Source organism: Streptomyces pinistramenti (assembly GCF_020564935.1).
In the GTDB taxonomy this organism is placed as follows: domain Bacteria; phylum Actinomycetota; class Actinomycetes; order Streptomycetales; family Streptomycetaceae; genus Streptomyces; species Streptomyces pinistramenti.
Map to the genome: position 1 here is coordinate 1 of NZ_JAJCXB010000020.1, position 13,304 is coordinate 13,304.

Below are 13,304 nucleotides of genomic sequence, written 5' to 3' on the forward strand. Positions count from 1 at the left end.
GACAACCCTGGACCCCCCCCCACCCCCCACCTCCCCCCTGTCCCCCCCATCCCCGCAGCCCCCCACCCCCCGATTCCCGGGCCACGAGCCCGCCACCGACCACCTCCCCCAGTACGCGGCGCCCGGCCCGCCGGGACCGGGATACGACCCGTACGTCCCGGAGCACACGGCGCCCGGCCTGCTGCAGAGCCAGGCCGCGTACGCCCCGCGGCCCGCGGTGATCCGCACCCCGGGCGACGAAGGCGCATACGACCCCCAGCCCGACGCGTCACCCGGCGGCTGCTCCCCCCGACGCGCCCGGCGCAGGTCGCGACGGCGCCGCTCGCGCGGCGGGCGTGCCCTGCGGGCCGTCGGCTTCCTGCTCTCACTGGGCGTGCTCGGCGGGGCCGGTGCCTACGCCTGGGCGGACTCCCGGCTCGACGACGCGGTCGACCTGTCCGCGCTGCCGGGCCGGGCCACCCCCGGCAAGGGCACCAACTACCTGATCGTGGGCTCCGACAGCCGCGCGGGCCTCAGCGAGGAGCAGGCGCAGAAGCTGCACACCGGCTCCGGGATCGACGCCGAGGGCCGCCGCACCGACTCGATGATGGTGCTGCACACCGGCACCCACGGCACCACCATGACCAGCCTCCCGCGCGACTCCTGGGTCACCGTCCCCGCCTACGTCGACCCGAAGACCGGCATCCACTACAAGGCCGCCAGGAACAAGCTCAACGCGGCGTTCTCCCTCGGCGGCCCCGGACTCCTGGTCCGTACCGTCGAGTCGAGCACAGGGCTGCACATCGACCACTACACCGAGATCGGCTTCGCCGGGTTCGTCGGCATCGTGGACGCGGTCGGCGGCGTACGCATGTGCGTGGACCGGCACATCTCCGACGAGAAGTCCGGCCTCGACCTCACCCGGGGCTGCCACGTCCTCGACGGGCGGGAGGCACTGGCCTTCGTGCGCCAGCGCCACCAGGAGAAGGAGGGCGACCTCGGCCGCTCCCGCAACCAGCAGAAGTTCCTCTCCGCCCTGGCCGCCAAGGCGGCGTCCCCGGATGTCTGGCTCAGCCCGTCCGCCGTGTTCAGCACGGCCGGGGCGGGCCTGGACACCCTGATCGTCGACGCGTCCACCGGACTGCCCGAGCTGACCCGCCTCTTCAAGGCGCTGCGCCAGGTGTCGTCCGGCAACGGCAAACAGCTCAACGTCCCGGTCTCCGCCGTCGGTCTGGGCACCTCGAAGGGCAGCGTCGTCGTCTGGGACCGGGAGCTGTCACGCCGCCTCTTCGCCGAACTGCGGGCGGACCGCCCGGTCACCGTCGGCGGCTGAGGCGACCCCCGACGCCGGGCGGGCGGTCCGTACGGGCCGCCCGCTCAGGCGTCGGCCCGCTTGAGCCGGCGGCTCGCAGAAGCGCCCTGTCACCGGCCGCGGCTGGTGACAGGGCGCTGTCTTCGGCGCCGAAGGAGAGACGGCCAGCGCCGGTTCAGGTGCTGATCACCGCACGAGGACCACGGAGTTGATCGGCGTCATGTTGTACGGCGCGGATTCGCCCCGACCACGCACCACGTCGGAGCAGTTCGCACCGTTGTACCCGTAGCAGACCTGGAAGCCCGCGCCGCCGGTCTGGTTGTTGACCAGCACCCGCTCGCCGGTGACGTTCGACAGGTTGTGGGCGCCGTAGCTGTAGAAGATGTTCTTGCTCAGGATGTTGCCGTTCGTCTCACGGATACAGACCGCTCCGGACGGACAGGGCGTCGCCGCACCGGCGCTGGGCGCTGCGGCGAATCCGAGTCCCACGGCGAGGGCCAGACCTGCGGCGGATAACGCGATCTTGCGCATACCTTCCACCCCTTTTATCTCGATGTCTCCGGTATGGAGCACCTTGCATGTGAAAGTAGCTCATATCGATGAGTGGCATGAGGAAATCACCAAAAGTCGCCAATGCCCGTCCAGTTATGGGTCTGGACGCCCCGAGCGGCCGCTCCCTCCCCCGCTCCGTCGTGGAACAGATCGAGCGGTACGGAGTCCCGGCGAACTGCGGCGGCGCCTCGCCTCGGCGATTGCCAACCGGGATCGACACCGACAGCAACACAGCCCAGGCCATGCTCAAGATGATCACCGGGCAGGACCAATAGCCGATCTGCTCCAAGGAGTTCAGTGGTTCACGCGTCGAGCGTGGGTGCCGCTCCCCCACGGTCAGGCGCTGTCCGGTGCTGCGGATGCCAGTCGTGCCGCTGGTGGCAGCGGTGCGTGCTGCGGGCAGGCTTCGAACGCCTGGATCGCCAACCCTGCGAAGCGTCGGGAGGCGATGACCTGGGTGGCGACCGATCCGGTATGGATCCCCTTGTTGGCCATGAGGATGAGAATGAGGTCGTCCAGGACGAAATCGGACCGCAGATGCCCTGCGTCCTTGGCTCGCCGGGCCAGTCCGGCGACTGATCTCAGCGTGTATGCACGGCCCGCGACATCCAGCGCCCCCGGGAAGGTCGACATGAAGGCTTCGGTGAAACCCCGGTCCCGCGCGTGCAACTCACAGATCTTCTCGATCACCAGGCAAAAGCCACGCCACGGATCGGGATCGGCGCACCCCTCGTCGACGATGGCGCGGCACGCCCGCAACAGGTCCGCGAAGGCTTCGGCGACCAGCACCTGCTTGGTCGGGAAGCGACGGTACAAGGTGGCAGGCCCCACCCCTGCGCGCCGCGCGATCTCCCGCATCGGCACGTCCAATCCGTCGGCGGAAAACAGTGCTCGGGCCGCGTCGAGGATGCGCTCGCGGTTGTCCAGCGCGTCGGAGCGCAGGGTGTGAGGCAAACGGTCGGTCACGCTCTTACTTTACCTAAACGGACGGGGGCGTCCGTTACTGTTCAGGACGTAGCAGCTCACCGAGATCATCGGGGCGCGCAGCACCGGGACCGAACCCCGGCCGCGCCGTGAACCCCCCTCCCGCCGTCGACGGCGACCGGCGGCGGGTACTGAGCGCGACCGACTTTGATCGGCCCGAGAACGTGGGAGACGACATTGAAGGCAATCGCGATCCAGACGTACGGAGGTCCTGAAGGTCTGGCTGCTGTCGACCTGCCGGCTCCCGCACCTGCTGCCGGACAAGTGCTGGTCACCACCGAGGCCATAGGCGTCGGCGGGGTCGACACCACGATCCGAAGCGGGGCCCTGGCCGCCTACGGCTTCAAGGAAGGCCACATCCCGGGCGGCGAGGTGGCGGGCATCGTGACCGCGGTCGGTGACGGCGTCGACGCCTCGTGGATCGGCCGGCGGGTCTGGGCCTTCACCGGCAGAGGCGGTGGCTACGTCGAACAGGCCGTCGCGCCGGTCGAAGAGATCTTTCCCCTGCCCACGAAGCTTTCCGCAGTCGACGCGGTGACGCTCGGCGGTTCCGGCGTGGTGGCCCACTTCGGGCTCCGCCACGCTCACTTCGCTCCCGGGGAGACGGTCCTGGTACGTGGCGCGGCCGGCAGCATCGGCATCATGACAGTGCAACTCGCCGCTCGCGGCGGCGCCGCCGCAGTCGCGGTCACCACCTCCTCGGCCGAGCGCGGCGAGCAGCTGCGACGGCTCGGGGCGACTCACGTCCTGGACCGCTCCGGCGATGGAGGGGAACAAGCTCCCGCAGGCTATGACGTCATCATCGACGTGGTGTCCGGCAAGGACATGCCGTCGTTCTTCGACCGGCTCAACCCGAACGGCCGCATGGTGGCCGTGGGCGCCGTCGCGGGCCGGCCACCGGCGGACTTCGGCACGAAGATCATGGCGGCGTTCCAGAAGTCGATGTCCTTCGCCGCTTTCAGCGCAGCCACCGTCAACGGAGCCGACCGGCATGCCGTGCGCAGCGAGCAGTTCGCCGCAGCGAGCCGCGGAGAGATCGCAACAGTGGTGCACGAGGTGCTGCCACTGGACGCAGCCATGCTGGCGCACCAGAAGATGGACGCGGGCGAGGTCTTCGGCAGAATCGTGCTGACACCGTAGTCGAAGGCATCCACACCGAGCTTGCCGATTCCCTGCGCCGTCGGGGCGAGGGAGCCCAACGCCGGTGCGTGAAGGCAGAGTTGGACTCCCGCACGACCGCGCTCCACGTGAAGACCGAAGATCTACCGAAGGGGTCGGCGCGGTTCGGGCCATGGCAGCCGGCCGTGGCGCCCACCCGACGCAACAGCCGGGCCTTCAACGTGCCCCACCTCCGAGAAGACCGCACCTCACCAGCACAAACATCCGATGGGGCTGGAAGGAAGCCGCGCTGCTCAGCCCAGCTGACCAGCGGGAACGAAGAGTGTTTCTTCACAGGAGCGCCGAGTTGGTGCAGAACGACTTTGCGTCCTCGGCCGAACCAGAGTGGCGGTCTCGTCGACCTCCCGCGCCTGCACCCGCTCGGCCATGCCGAACAGTCTGGACCGAACGCGCCGGGTTCAGCCCAACTCGTGCTCGGGTGAGGACAACGGCGCGCCGGCCCATCGGTGCAGGGCGGCTTCGAGGGAGGTGACGGCGGCGATGTCGGTGGTGTCGGAGGCCCAGGCGACCACCCCGTCCGGGCGCACCAACACCCCGGCCGGCGTCGCGTGGCCGTCGGTCACGCTGCTCACGCGCCCGGCCCAGGCCGCGGCGAGGCGGACGAACGCGCCGTCCGCAGTGCGGTCGAGCAGCAGGAACCCGCCGCCGTGACCGTGGTCGACCAGACGGGAGCCGTCCCTCAGCCACAGGTCGGGGACGAACCGGCCGACCAGCGGATGGTCGCCGGGCAGGTCGATGCGCTGCGTGACGCCGGAGATCTTCTTGACCGCGTACGTCGTACCGTCACGGGTACTCAGCAGATCGGCGACGAACTCCCGGAGCGCGGCCGACTTCGCGTCCCCGCGCAGCACCCCGATCTGGGCCCGCGTCCAGTCCAGCACCCAGGCGCCAAGGGGACGACGCTCGGCGTCGTAGGTGTCGAGCAGCCCTTCGGGTGCCCACCCGGCGACCACCGCACCGAGCTTCCAGCCGAGGTTCATCGCGTCGCCGACCCCGAGATTGAGCCCCTGACCGCCGAACGGCGAGTGCACGTGCGCGGCGTCGCCGGCCAGCAGCACCCGCTCCGACCGGTAGGCCGCGGCCTGGCGGGCGTTGTCGGTCCAGCGGGTCGCGGCGCCGCGCAGCGCGGTCAGCGTGACGTCGGTGCCCGAGACCCGGCGCAGGCTGGTCTGCACCTCCTCAAGGGTGACCGGCGCCGAGCGGTCGGCGCGAGCACCGTCGAACTCCACGGTGACCACCCGTCCGGGCTGTGGCCCGCAGCGGTACGCCCCCCGGGTCGACCACGCCCATCCGTTCGCAAGCTTCTCCGGGTCGGCGATGTCAACGACCGCCAGGTGTCCGGTGAGTTCGGGGTCGGTGCCGGGGAAGTCGATGCCCGCGAGGCGGCGCACGGCGCTGCGCCCGCCGTCGCATCCGACCAGCCACCCGGTGCGCACCGTGCCGGCAGAAGTGCCGACGAGCACGCCGTCGCCGGTGTCTTCGAGCGCGGTGACCTCCACCCCGCGACGCACCGGTACGCCGAGTCGCGCGGCATGGCCGGCCAGCAACTCCTCCAGCTCACGCTGCGGCACCATTCTCGCTCCGGCGACCGCGGCGTGCGTGGCGAGGTCGGGATCGGACCAGTCCACGAGGCTGGCGTCGAGGACCATTCCCGCGAAATGCCCGGTGAACCGCGCCCCGCGCGCTCGCCGGCCGCCACCGGGCGGTTGATCGTCGGCCATGCGAGAGAACGGCCCCACCCGCTCGATCATCTCTCGCTGCACCTGTTCAGCGGCCGGCAGCAGGCCACGGCGGTCGAGTGCCTCGGCCGTCGGCACGTTGATCGCCCCCGCCTTCATCGCCTCGTCCGGCTCGGCCCGTCGCTCAAGTACCTGCACCGTCGCCCCGGAGAGCGCCAGCTCCGCGGCGAGCACGAGGCCCACCGGCCCGGCTCCGACCACGGTCACGTCCACATCCTGGTTCACACTCACATTCACGAACAGTGTTCTATTTACGAACGGCGTTCGTGTCAAGTTATAGTGGCCGGGTGAACCCGAGAGAACGACGCGCGGCGCGCCACCAGCCGCCGCCCCCCGACGCCGAAGCCGACCCCAGGCCGCGGCGCCGCAAGGCCCCGATCACCGTGCAGCAGGTCATCGACACCGCGCTGGACGTCATCGCCACAGAGGGCTACGAGGCACTGACCATGCGCCGCCTGGCCGGCGCACTCGGCACCGGACCCGCCTCGCTCTACGCCCACGTGGTCAACAAGGCCGACCTCGACGAGCTGCTCATCGGGCGGCTGTGCGCCGAGCTCGTCCTACCTGAGCCCGACCCCGCGGCCTGGCGGGAGCAGATCCGCGGCGTGTGCACCCAGATACGCGACCAGTACCTGAAATACCCCGGAATCTCCCGCGCCGCGCTCGCCATGGCCCCCACCGACCTCGAAACTCTGCGCGTCGCCGAAGGAATGCTGGCCATCCTGCTCGCCGGCGGCATCGCCCCGCAGACCGCCGCCTGGGCCATCGACACCCTCTTGCTGTACGTGGCCGCCTACTGCCTTGAGACATCGCTCGTGCGCCGTCGATCAGCACACGACGATGCTGCTTGGGTCCTCGACCGCGACGAACTGCTACGCCGGTTCACCGCCCTGCCTGCCGAGAGCTTTCCCCACACCACCCGCCACGCCGCCGAACTCACCGCCGGCGAGGGCCACGACCGGTTCGACTTCACCCTCACCCTGATGATCGACGGCCTCGCACACCGCTAGGCATTTTCGTTGGGGTCCGCGGGCCGTCGGTCTGAGGTGCCGTTGCCTGACGCACAGTGGGCGCGGATCGAGCCGCTGCTCCCGGGCCGGGCGCCGAAGCAGGGTGGCCGCTGGCGTGATCACCATGAGGTGAGCGACGTGATCGCCTTCAAGTTCCAGACCGGAACGCAGTGGGTTCACCTGCCGGAGAAGTACAGCAGTCGGCGAGGGCCTGAACTGGGCCGTGTCGATGGGCTCCACGACCGTGCGCGCTCACCAGCACGCGGCGGGGGCAGGCCACCGGCCTTAACGAAGAGTCGTTCGATCTGCTCCCACCGTGGACGACGGTGACCGCGAGGTCCTGAGTACATGTACTCAAGCCGGCACGTACGTATCCCACTCGTCATGATCTGAACGAGGGTCCCCAGCGATCCGCCCGCGGTCGTCCGTCGTCAGGTCCTGTTGCGAACCCTCCCGGGCTGATGAGGACAACAGGCCCTGGACTTGCCCGCGTTCGGGCGGGCTCAAGGTGTGCTATCGCCGGGTGACCGAGTGGATCCAGGCGAGTTGCTGGGAGATCTCCCCGGCCTCGGCGGTCTTCTCCCGGTCGGAGCCGTCGAAGACGCCGAGGAGGGTTTCGGTGCCGTGCGGGGCGATGCTCATCACCGGGCCTCCGGAGTCGCCGCCGGCGGGAATCCCGGACACCTTTTCCATGCAGAAATCCGAGCCGCCCGGTGCGGTGTGGCCGTCGCACCGGGGGTCGTCCGGCCGTACGACCCGCAGGTCCGACTGCTTGAGCACAGGAGACTGGCAAGTGTTTTCGTCACCGGTGCAGGTGGCGCCCCACCCGTACTGCCGTACGGCCTGGCCGGGTTGGACAGGGGCCGTGGCCAAGCGCGCCGTGCGGACCTTCATCGGCGGGACCTTGATGAGCATCATGTCGGCGTGCGCGCTTCCGGCGCGTCGGCCGGGCACCGGGTGGACCGTGGCGCCCTTCCGCATGTCGAGGTTGCCGACCCGGAACGAGATCCGCTTGTCGGCGACCGGCTGTCCCTGCTCGAAGAAGCAGTGCGAGGCGCTGATGATCCACTGGCGCGTGACCGCCGTCCCGGTGCACGCCGGTTTGCCGTCGACGAGCATGCGCACCGCCCACGGGCCGTAGGTGCTCTTCGATCCGCCGATGACGGCGGAGGCCGGCGCGGCCGACATCACCGCGCCCATCACCAGCAGTAAGGCGGTCAGCAGCAGGACACGAACTCGACGCACCATCCTGAACAGCTCCTCTCGTCGGGGCCTGGGCCGTACTGGTGGTGAGACACCGCGCCGGGCCAAAAAGTTCCGAAAGATACCGACGCGGGGCCGGCACCTGCTTCACCTGTGCCGTGCACAAGTACGCCCGCCCCAGCAGGGGACGACGCAAGACGTCGCCTGCCGGTCCAGCCCTTGGGCGAGAGCGGCTCACTACGTGCGCTTGCTGTCCTCGTTGGAGATGACGGCTCGAAGCGTTGGCGACGTGTCCCTGACCGCTCGGGCCTCAACTCTCATCCGGTCATGTCGAATCGGCCTCACCGAGCTGCGGTAAGTCCTGCTCCCGGCGTCGGGCAGCCTTTTCCTCTTCGGTCAGTCTTTTGTGCGGGCGCGGGAAATACCATCGCATTGGGCGCTTCACTCCCGAGGTTCCAGGACCTTGCCCATCAGGTCCCGATGAACCCTGTGGTCTTCCGCCGGTAATTCCCCGGCGGCCGGCCGAGCCGGAGGAGATCTCCGAGGCAATCGCCTACCTGGCCGGCGACGCGGCGAGCTTCGTCCACGGCGCCGTGCTGCCTGTGGATGGCGGCCGTACAACCGTCCGACTCACGCGGCCTGTCGGGCATCCCGGCCGCACAACGGCGGCCCGGGGCGTCCGGCGGGGCACCGTAAGTCAGGGGCTTCACATCCGTCCGTGCGGCAGGCAGCTACCCGTGTCTTCAACTGCCGCACTACAGCAGGGAATTGATCCATAGTCATTCTGCACGGAGGTCGTTCCGCCGGAAGATCTCCACTGAGCTACCGGGCTCGACCGTGGTGTTCTTGCGCGTCGGTCCGCGGCTCGTCTTGCCGGTAGCGGTCAAGTTCATCCGGATCATGGGCGGAGAAGATTTCGATCTGATCGCCATGGTCTTGGGCCAGTTCGCGCAGCCGGGCCTGATTGCGGTGGCGGGCCGGGCCATCGGCTTGGACCAGGGTCTGGAAGAGGGACAATCCTGGTGTGGAGCGTGGCGTGAGTGGATCGATCTCGCTCTGGGAGAAGTAGGCGTCCCCGGCGTGCAACAGCCAGTGGGGGCTGGTTGTGCTTTCCGTTTTCTCGTGGCGGCGCACGGCCACACCGGCGTGGCCGTGGGTGTGGCCAGGTAGCGGTATCAGCGCGATGTCGGCTGAGATTCCCCGGAGTTGCCGTACGGCCTCGAAGCCGAACCAGTGGTCTCCGTGGGTCGGGTGGTAGGTGACCCAGTCGGGACCATGGGCCCATTGGCCGGCTCGGTATCGGAAACGTTCCGTCCGTGTGGAGGCTCTTGTCGCGCTTTGGTGCTCGGTCGCGTGGAGGTGAACCTTTGCCTTGGGGAAGTCGGGCAGCCCGCCTGCGTGGTCGAGGTCCAGGTGGGTCAGGACGATGTGCCGGACGTCGTCGGCTGCGTATCCCAGCCCGGTCACCTGGCGCACCGCTGTCTCGGCGAGATCCAGGCGAGGACGGTTGAGGAGCAGGAATTCGCGGCCCAGGGATTTCCCGGGGTTGGCGATGTCGCGCAACCCGACCCCGGTGTCCACCAGCACCAATCCCTGGTCGGTCTCGATCAGTAGGCAGTGGCAGATCAGCCGAGCGGTCTGGAACGGCAGCCGGTTGCCGTTGATGAGCCGGCCGCCGACCGGCTGCATCGTGCCGCAGTTCAGGTGATGGATCCGCATCATGCGCCCCCTCCAGGTATGCGTGCGACGTCAGTGACGTATCGTCAATTCGCGTTGTGATGGGCAACTTGGTCCACCGGATGGCCATGCGTGGTCGGGCGAGCGAGTGCACCGCGGTGGTGTCGGCGTCGAGCTGGACAGCGACGCTTCACGTTAAACAGTGGAGTACGCTCCAAGGTCAAGCCATGATCCGACGGAGGGGCATGCGTATCGGCGAGCTGGCCGCACAAGCGGGCATCACGAAGGACGCCATCCGGTTCTACGAGAAACTCGGCCTCGTCACAGGTCGACGGTTGTCCAACGGCTATCGCGACTTCCCGCCCGGGACAGTGATCTGGCTGCATTACATCCGCACCGCGCAGACGCTCGGATTCTCACTGGCGGAGATCGCACGGCACGGCGAGGAACTGCGCGACGCGCCGAATGCCGCGGAGGCGCTGTCTGCGTTGTTCAAGGAAAAGATCCAAGTCATCGACGCACGTATGGCCGAACTCGCCGCCCTGCGAGCCGACCTTGAGGTGCGAGTCGGCACCGGATGCCCGTTGCAGGCGACTGATTGAGAAAACCTCGTAGAAGCAGTGCTGGTGACCGTGACGACTTGAACCTCACGCGGCGTGAGGATGCATCGTTGTTCCATGACTGTTTCTGCCACCTGGAAAGTGGGGCCGCTTGCCAAGGCCATTGGGCTGACGGTGCGCACGCTGCACCACTGGGACACCATCGGTCTGCTCAGCCCCTCCCAACGCACCGCGGGCGGGCACCGGGAGTACACCGAGGACGACCTCGTCCGCCTGTATCAGGTGCTGGCCCTGCGCGGTCTGGGGCTGAGCCTGGAGACCATCGCCGCCTGTCTGGACGCCGGAATCGACCCTGACCGCCTGGTCCGGGACCACTTGGCGGGCGTCGAGGCTTCCCTCGCCGCTCTCGACACGCTGCGGCAACGACTCCTGCGGCTCGGCGGAGAGTTGGCGGCTGACCGGGCCCCGTCGGCGACGGACTTGCTCGATGCCCTGCGGGCGATCGGCGGCACCGGTCCGGAGGGCGAGCACACGCTGCGCCGTCACCTGGACGCCGACCGGATGGAGGCGCTGACGAACCGTGCTGCGGCCCTGGGGCCCGCGAGGCATTACCTGTTGGAGATCGAATGGCCGGAGCTCTATCGCAGGGCCGACCGGCTCCGCACGGCCGGAACTCCTCCCACCGACCCGAAAGTCCGGCGGCTGGTTGCTCGCATGGATGAGCTGAGCACGTTGTTCACCGGCGGCGACGCCGGTATTTCCGCCGGAGTACGCGATGCCTGGCATGACGACCCGGCCGCCATGTCCGGAGCCCCGGTTTCCGCTGCCGACGACTGGCGGGAGCTGGCCGCATACCTGGACCGCGCCCGCGACAGCGCAGCCTGACAAGCCTCCGCCGTTGTCAACATGCCATCCACACGCACCGCAGGAGTCCCGCCCATGAGCCGTCAGACCCGTATCCGTATCCGTATCGCCCTGACCTCGACGTTCCCCACCCTCCGCACCGTTCCGCTCTGCTGCCTCCTTGCTGCGGTCAGCCTGATCCCGTGGGACATGCTTCTCGCCCTGCCGGTCGCACTCGCCGTGCACGCCGCCGTCAATTTCGCCCGCCTGCGACCGGGGCTCTCGGTCGTCAATTCCGGCCGCCCGGACTGAGGTTCCCCCGAGACACGGAGGAACCTCCCTGTGCCTACGGATCCGGGTGGGCACAGCGCCCGCCGACTGCGTTGGGCCGGCATCTGGGGCGACGGTGGCGAGGGCAGCCAACGGTGGCGACGAGACGGTGCCGACCGTCGTGGTGGCGGGCCGACCGCACGTCAACCCCGATCCAGAATGGGTACGCGGACAGCTGCCCCCCTCCACGTGATGGGGCGCGGTTCACCAGTTCCCGGGCCTGCGTTCCCGATGCCGGACACCCAGGGTGAGACGGCAATCGCCGTCGCTTCGCCGTCGAGGACGGACGCTGTCACGGTGCGATCGATCGCTGCGATGAGCGGCCGGATGGGGTCACTGGTGCCGACCGTCCCTGACGGCTTGAAGGACTGCACTCCGCCGAACAACACCGAGTACAGGTGGCTGTGTTCGCGACCCCATCGCCGGTATGCGGCGGCCAGTTCGTAGATGCCGGCGAGAGGATCCTCGGAGGCCGGCACCGCCGTCAGGGCCTGGAACAAGCCGGCGACGGCTCTGTCGCGTACCGCTCCGATCAGTCCTTCCTTGCCGCCGAACAGGGAGTACACCGCCGCCATTGACGTCTTGGCAGCCGTGGCCACGGCGCGGACCGTGACCGACTCCTGCGGACGGGTGGCGAGCAGCTCGGTCGTGCACTCCACGAGTCGCTCCGCGGCTGGTCGCTGGGCCGCACATCCCTCTTTTCACCCTCGCGCAGGGCAACGTTCGCCAGGACGCCAGCGTCTACAGTGACGTAGTCGGTCTACATTGCTGTAGACGATCCAGGTCGCGAACAGAGGACGAAGCCCCGGTGACAACCGCAGTACTGCATGCGGGCAGTGGACAGCGCCTGCTCGCTCAAGCCCAGCAACATCTCACCTGGGCCATGCCGGTCGCCTATGCGGCCGCGGCGGTGGTGCCGCAGGCCGGGCGATGGGCGCGGCACCTCACCTGTGGCACGCCGGCATTGCCGGGCGGTCAGGTGGCCCTGACGCCGCAGATACTGCTGCTGGCCTATGTGCTGTTCACCGCGGCACTGCAGGTGCGCGTACGGGAGCTGACGGTCCTTCTGCGAAGGCCGGGATTGCTGGTGGCCGGAACGGCGGCGAACACCGCCCTTCCGCTGGTGATCCTGGTTCTCCTGGCCGGGGCCTTCCTGCTCCTCCCGGATGCCGACGGTGGAAGCGGGCTCCTTACGGGACTTGCGCTGATCGCGGCGATGCCGGTCGCCGGCGGGGCCACCGTCTGGGGGAGCCGGGCCGGGGGCAATCAGACCCTGGTTGTGGGGCTGGTGATGTCCTCGACCCTGCTCAGTCCGGTCACCATCCCGCTCACGCTGGCCGGTGCCTCCGCCGTGACCAGCGGCGACTACTCGGCAGCGCTGGCCCGGATGGCGCATGTGGCGGGCGGGGCGCTCGCCGCGGCCGGCGTGGTGGCGCCGTGTGTGGCGGGGCTGGCCGTCCGCAGTGTGCTGCCCGAGCGCTGGGCCGGCGTGGCCATGCCCTGGCTGAAACTGCTCGCCCTGGCTGCCGCGCTCACCCTCACGTACGTCAACGCCTCCGGCGCCTTCACCGACCTCATCGCCCGCCCCAGGCCGGCGCTGCTCGCGCTCGCCACGCTGGCAGCGGCCGCGATGTGCGCGGCGTCCTTCCTCCTGGGCTGGTGCCTGGCGCGGGCCCTGAAGGCCGCTCACGCGGATACCGTCGCCCTGACGTTCACCTCGGGGATGAACAACAGCAGCGCCAGTGCGGTGCTGGCCACCACCAGGTTCCCTGACCATCCGCATGTGCTGCTGCCGATCCTGGCGTACAGCCTGCTGCAGAAAGTGCTCGCCGGGTTCGCGGACAGCACCCTGGCCGGGCGCGGCGGGCGGCGGACGGGCGGTCAGGAGGCGACCAGCAGGAAGCGACCGGGAATCGGGCAGAAAGCTCTCAGGTGA

15 protein-coding genes are annotated in these 13,304 nt (G+C 69.2%); 9 read left to right on the top strand and 6 right to left on the bottom strand.

Translation table 11 applies throughout. The annotated features are described in order from the left end of the window. On the top strand, positions 1 to 1,312 hold a 1,312-nt coding region (locus LIU39_RS16165), incomplete at its 5' end, for an LCP family protein (protein ID WP_372463921.1). Between the two features lie 165 nt (positions 1,313 to 1,477). Here the strand turns inward: LIU39_RS16165 and LIU39_RS16170 are convergent. Together LIU39_RS16170 and LIU39_RS16175 are read right to left on the bottom strand one after the other, a co-directional pair. Then, positions 1,478 to 1,822, bottom strand: coding sequence for a hypothetical protein (locus tag LIU39_RS16170; protein WP_227047411.1), 345 nt, complete (start codon positions 1,820 to 1,822; stop codon positions 1,478 to 1,480). Between the two features lie 357 nt (positions 1,823 to 2,179). Next, complete coding sequence (locus LIU39_RS16175; RefSeq protein ID WP_227047412.1) at positions 2,180 to 2,809, bottom strand: TetR/AcrR family transcriptional regulator; 630 nt, start codon at positions 2,807 to 2,809, stop codon at positions 2,180 to 2,182. A gap of 195 nt (positions 2,810 to 3,004) precedes the next feature. Here LIU39_RS16175 and LIU39_RS16180 point away from each other — a divergent pair, with 195 nt between their 5' ends. Next, positions 3,005 to 3,967: a zinc-binding dehydrogenase gene (locus LIU39_RS16180; RefSeq protein ID WP_227047413.1), complete on the top strand. Its 963-nt coding sequence runs from the start codon at positions 3,005 to 3,007 to the stop codon at positions 3,965 to 3,967. A gap of 437 nt (positions 3,968 to 4,404) precedes the next feature. Here LIU39_RS16180 and LIU39_RS16185 read toward each other — a convergent pair whose 3' ends face one another. Beyond that, positions 4,405 to 5,958, bottom strand: coding sequence for an FAD-dependent oxidoreductase (locus tag LIU39_RS16185; protein ID WP_227047516.1), 1,554 nt, complete (start codon positions 5,956 to 5,958; stop codon positions 4,405 to 4,407). A gap of 74 nt (positions 5,959 to 6,032) precedes the next feature. Here LIU39_RS16185 and LIU39_RS16190 point away from each other — a divergent pair, with 74 nt between their 5' ends. Further along, entirely contained in the window at positions 6,033 to 6,755 is a 723-nt protein-coding gene (locus LIU39_RS16190; RefSeq protein WP_227047414.1) for a TetR/AcrR family transcriptional regulator, read from the top strand. A 36-nt stretch (positions 6,756 to 6,791) separates the two neighbouring features. After that, a complete protein-coding gene (locus tag LIU39_RS35600; protein WP_227047415.1) occupies positions 6,792 to 7,085 on the top strand; it encodes a transposase in 294 nt (97 codons plus the stop codon). A 183-nt stretch (positions 7,086 to 7,268) separates the two neighbouring features. On the opposite strand, the gene LIU39_RS16200 is transcribed toward LIU39_RS35600, so the two are convergent. Next, a complete protein-coding gene (locus LIU39_RS16200; RefSeq protein WP_227047416.1) occupies positions 7,269 to 8,003 on the bottom strand; it encodes a S1 family peptidase in 735 nt (244 codons plus the stop codon). A 359-nt stretch (positions 8,004 to 8,362) separates the two neighbouring features. Between LIU39_RS16200 and LIU39_RS35605 the strand changes: the two genes are divergently transcribed. Continuing rightward, on the top strand, positions 8,363 to 8,737 hold the full coding sequence (locus LIU39_RS35605) for an SDR family oxidoreductase (RefSeq protein ID WP_372463925.1): 375 nt from the start codon (positions 8,363 to 8,365) through the stop codon (positions 8,735 to 8,737). A 43-nt stretch (positions 8,738 to 8,780) separates the two neighbouring features. On the opposite strand, the gene LIU39_RS16210 is transcribed toward LIU39_RS35605, so the two are convergent. Continuing rightward, a complete protein-coding gene (locus LIU39_RS16210) occupies positions 8,781 to 9,680 on the bottom strand; it encodes an MBL fold metallo-hydrolase (RefSeq protein WP_227047417.1) in 900 nt (299 codons plus the stop codon). A 200-nt stretch (positions 9,681 to 9,880) separates the two neighbouring features. On the opposite strand from LIU39_RS16210, the gene LIU39_RS16215 reads away from it, so the two are divergent. The 3 genes from LIU39_RS16215 (at position 9,881) to LIU39_RS16225 (ending at position 11,350) form a co-directional block, all read left to right on the top strand. Beyond that, positions 9,881 to 10,237 carry a MerR family transcriptional regulator gene (locus LIU39_RS16215; protein WP_227047418.1) on the top strand — a complete coding sequence of 119 codons (357 nt, stop codon included), beginning with the start codon at positions 9,881 to 9,883 and terminating at the stop codon, positions 10,235 to 10,237. 75 nt (positions 10,238 to 10,312) lie between these two features. Beyond that, entirely contained in the window at positions 10,313 to 11,080 is a 768-nt protein-coding gene (locus tag LIU39_RS16220) for a MerR family transcriptional regulator (RefSeq protein ID WP_227047419.1), read from the top strand. A gap of 54 nt (positions 11,081 to 11,134) precedes the next feature. Next, positions 11,135 to 11,350 (top strand): hypothetical protein, encoded by a 216-nt coding sequence (locus LIU39_RS16225; RefSeq protein ID WP_227047420.1) that lies wholly within the window; start codon positions 11,135 to 11,137, stop codon positions 11,348 to 11,350. Between the two features lie 161 nt (positions 11,351 to 11,511). Here LIU39_RS16225 and LIU39_RS16230 read toward each other — a convergent pair whose 3' ends face one another. After that, positions 11,512 to 12,027, bottom strand: coding sequence for a TetR/AcrR family transcriptional regulator (locus LIU39_RS16230; RefSeq protein WP_227047421.1), 516 nt, complete (start codon positions 12,025 to 12,027; stop codon positions 11,512 to 11,514). Positions 12,028 to 12,176: 149 nt separating this feature from the next. On the opposite strand from LIU39_RS16230, the gene LIU39_RS16235 reads away from it, so the two are divergent. Further along, on the top strand, positions 12,177 to 13,304 hold the full coding sequence (locus LIU39_RS16235; protein ID WP_227047422.1) for a bile acid:sodium symporter family protein: 1,128 nt from the start codon (positions 12,177 to 12,179) through the stop codon (positions 13,302 to 13,304).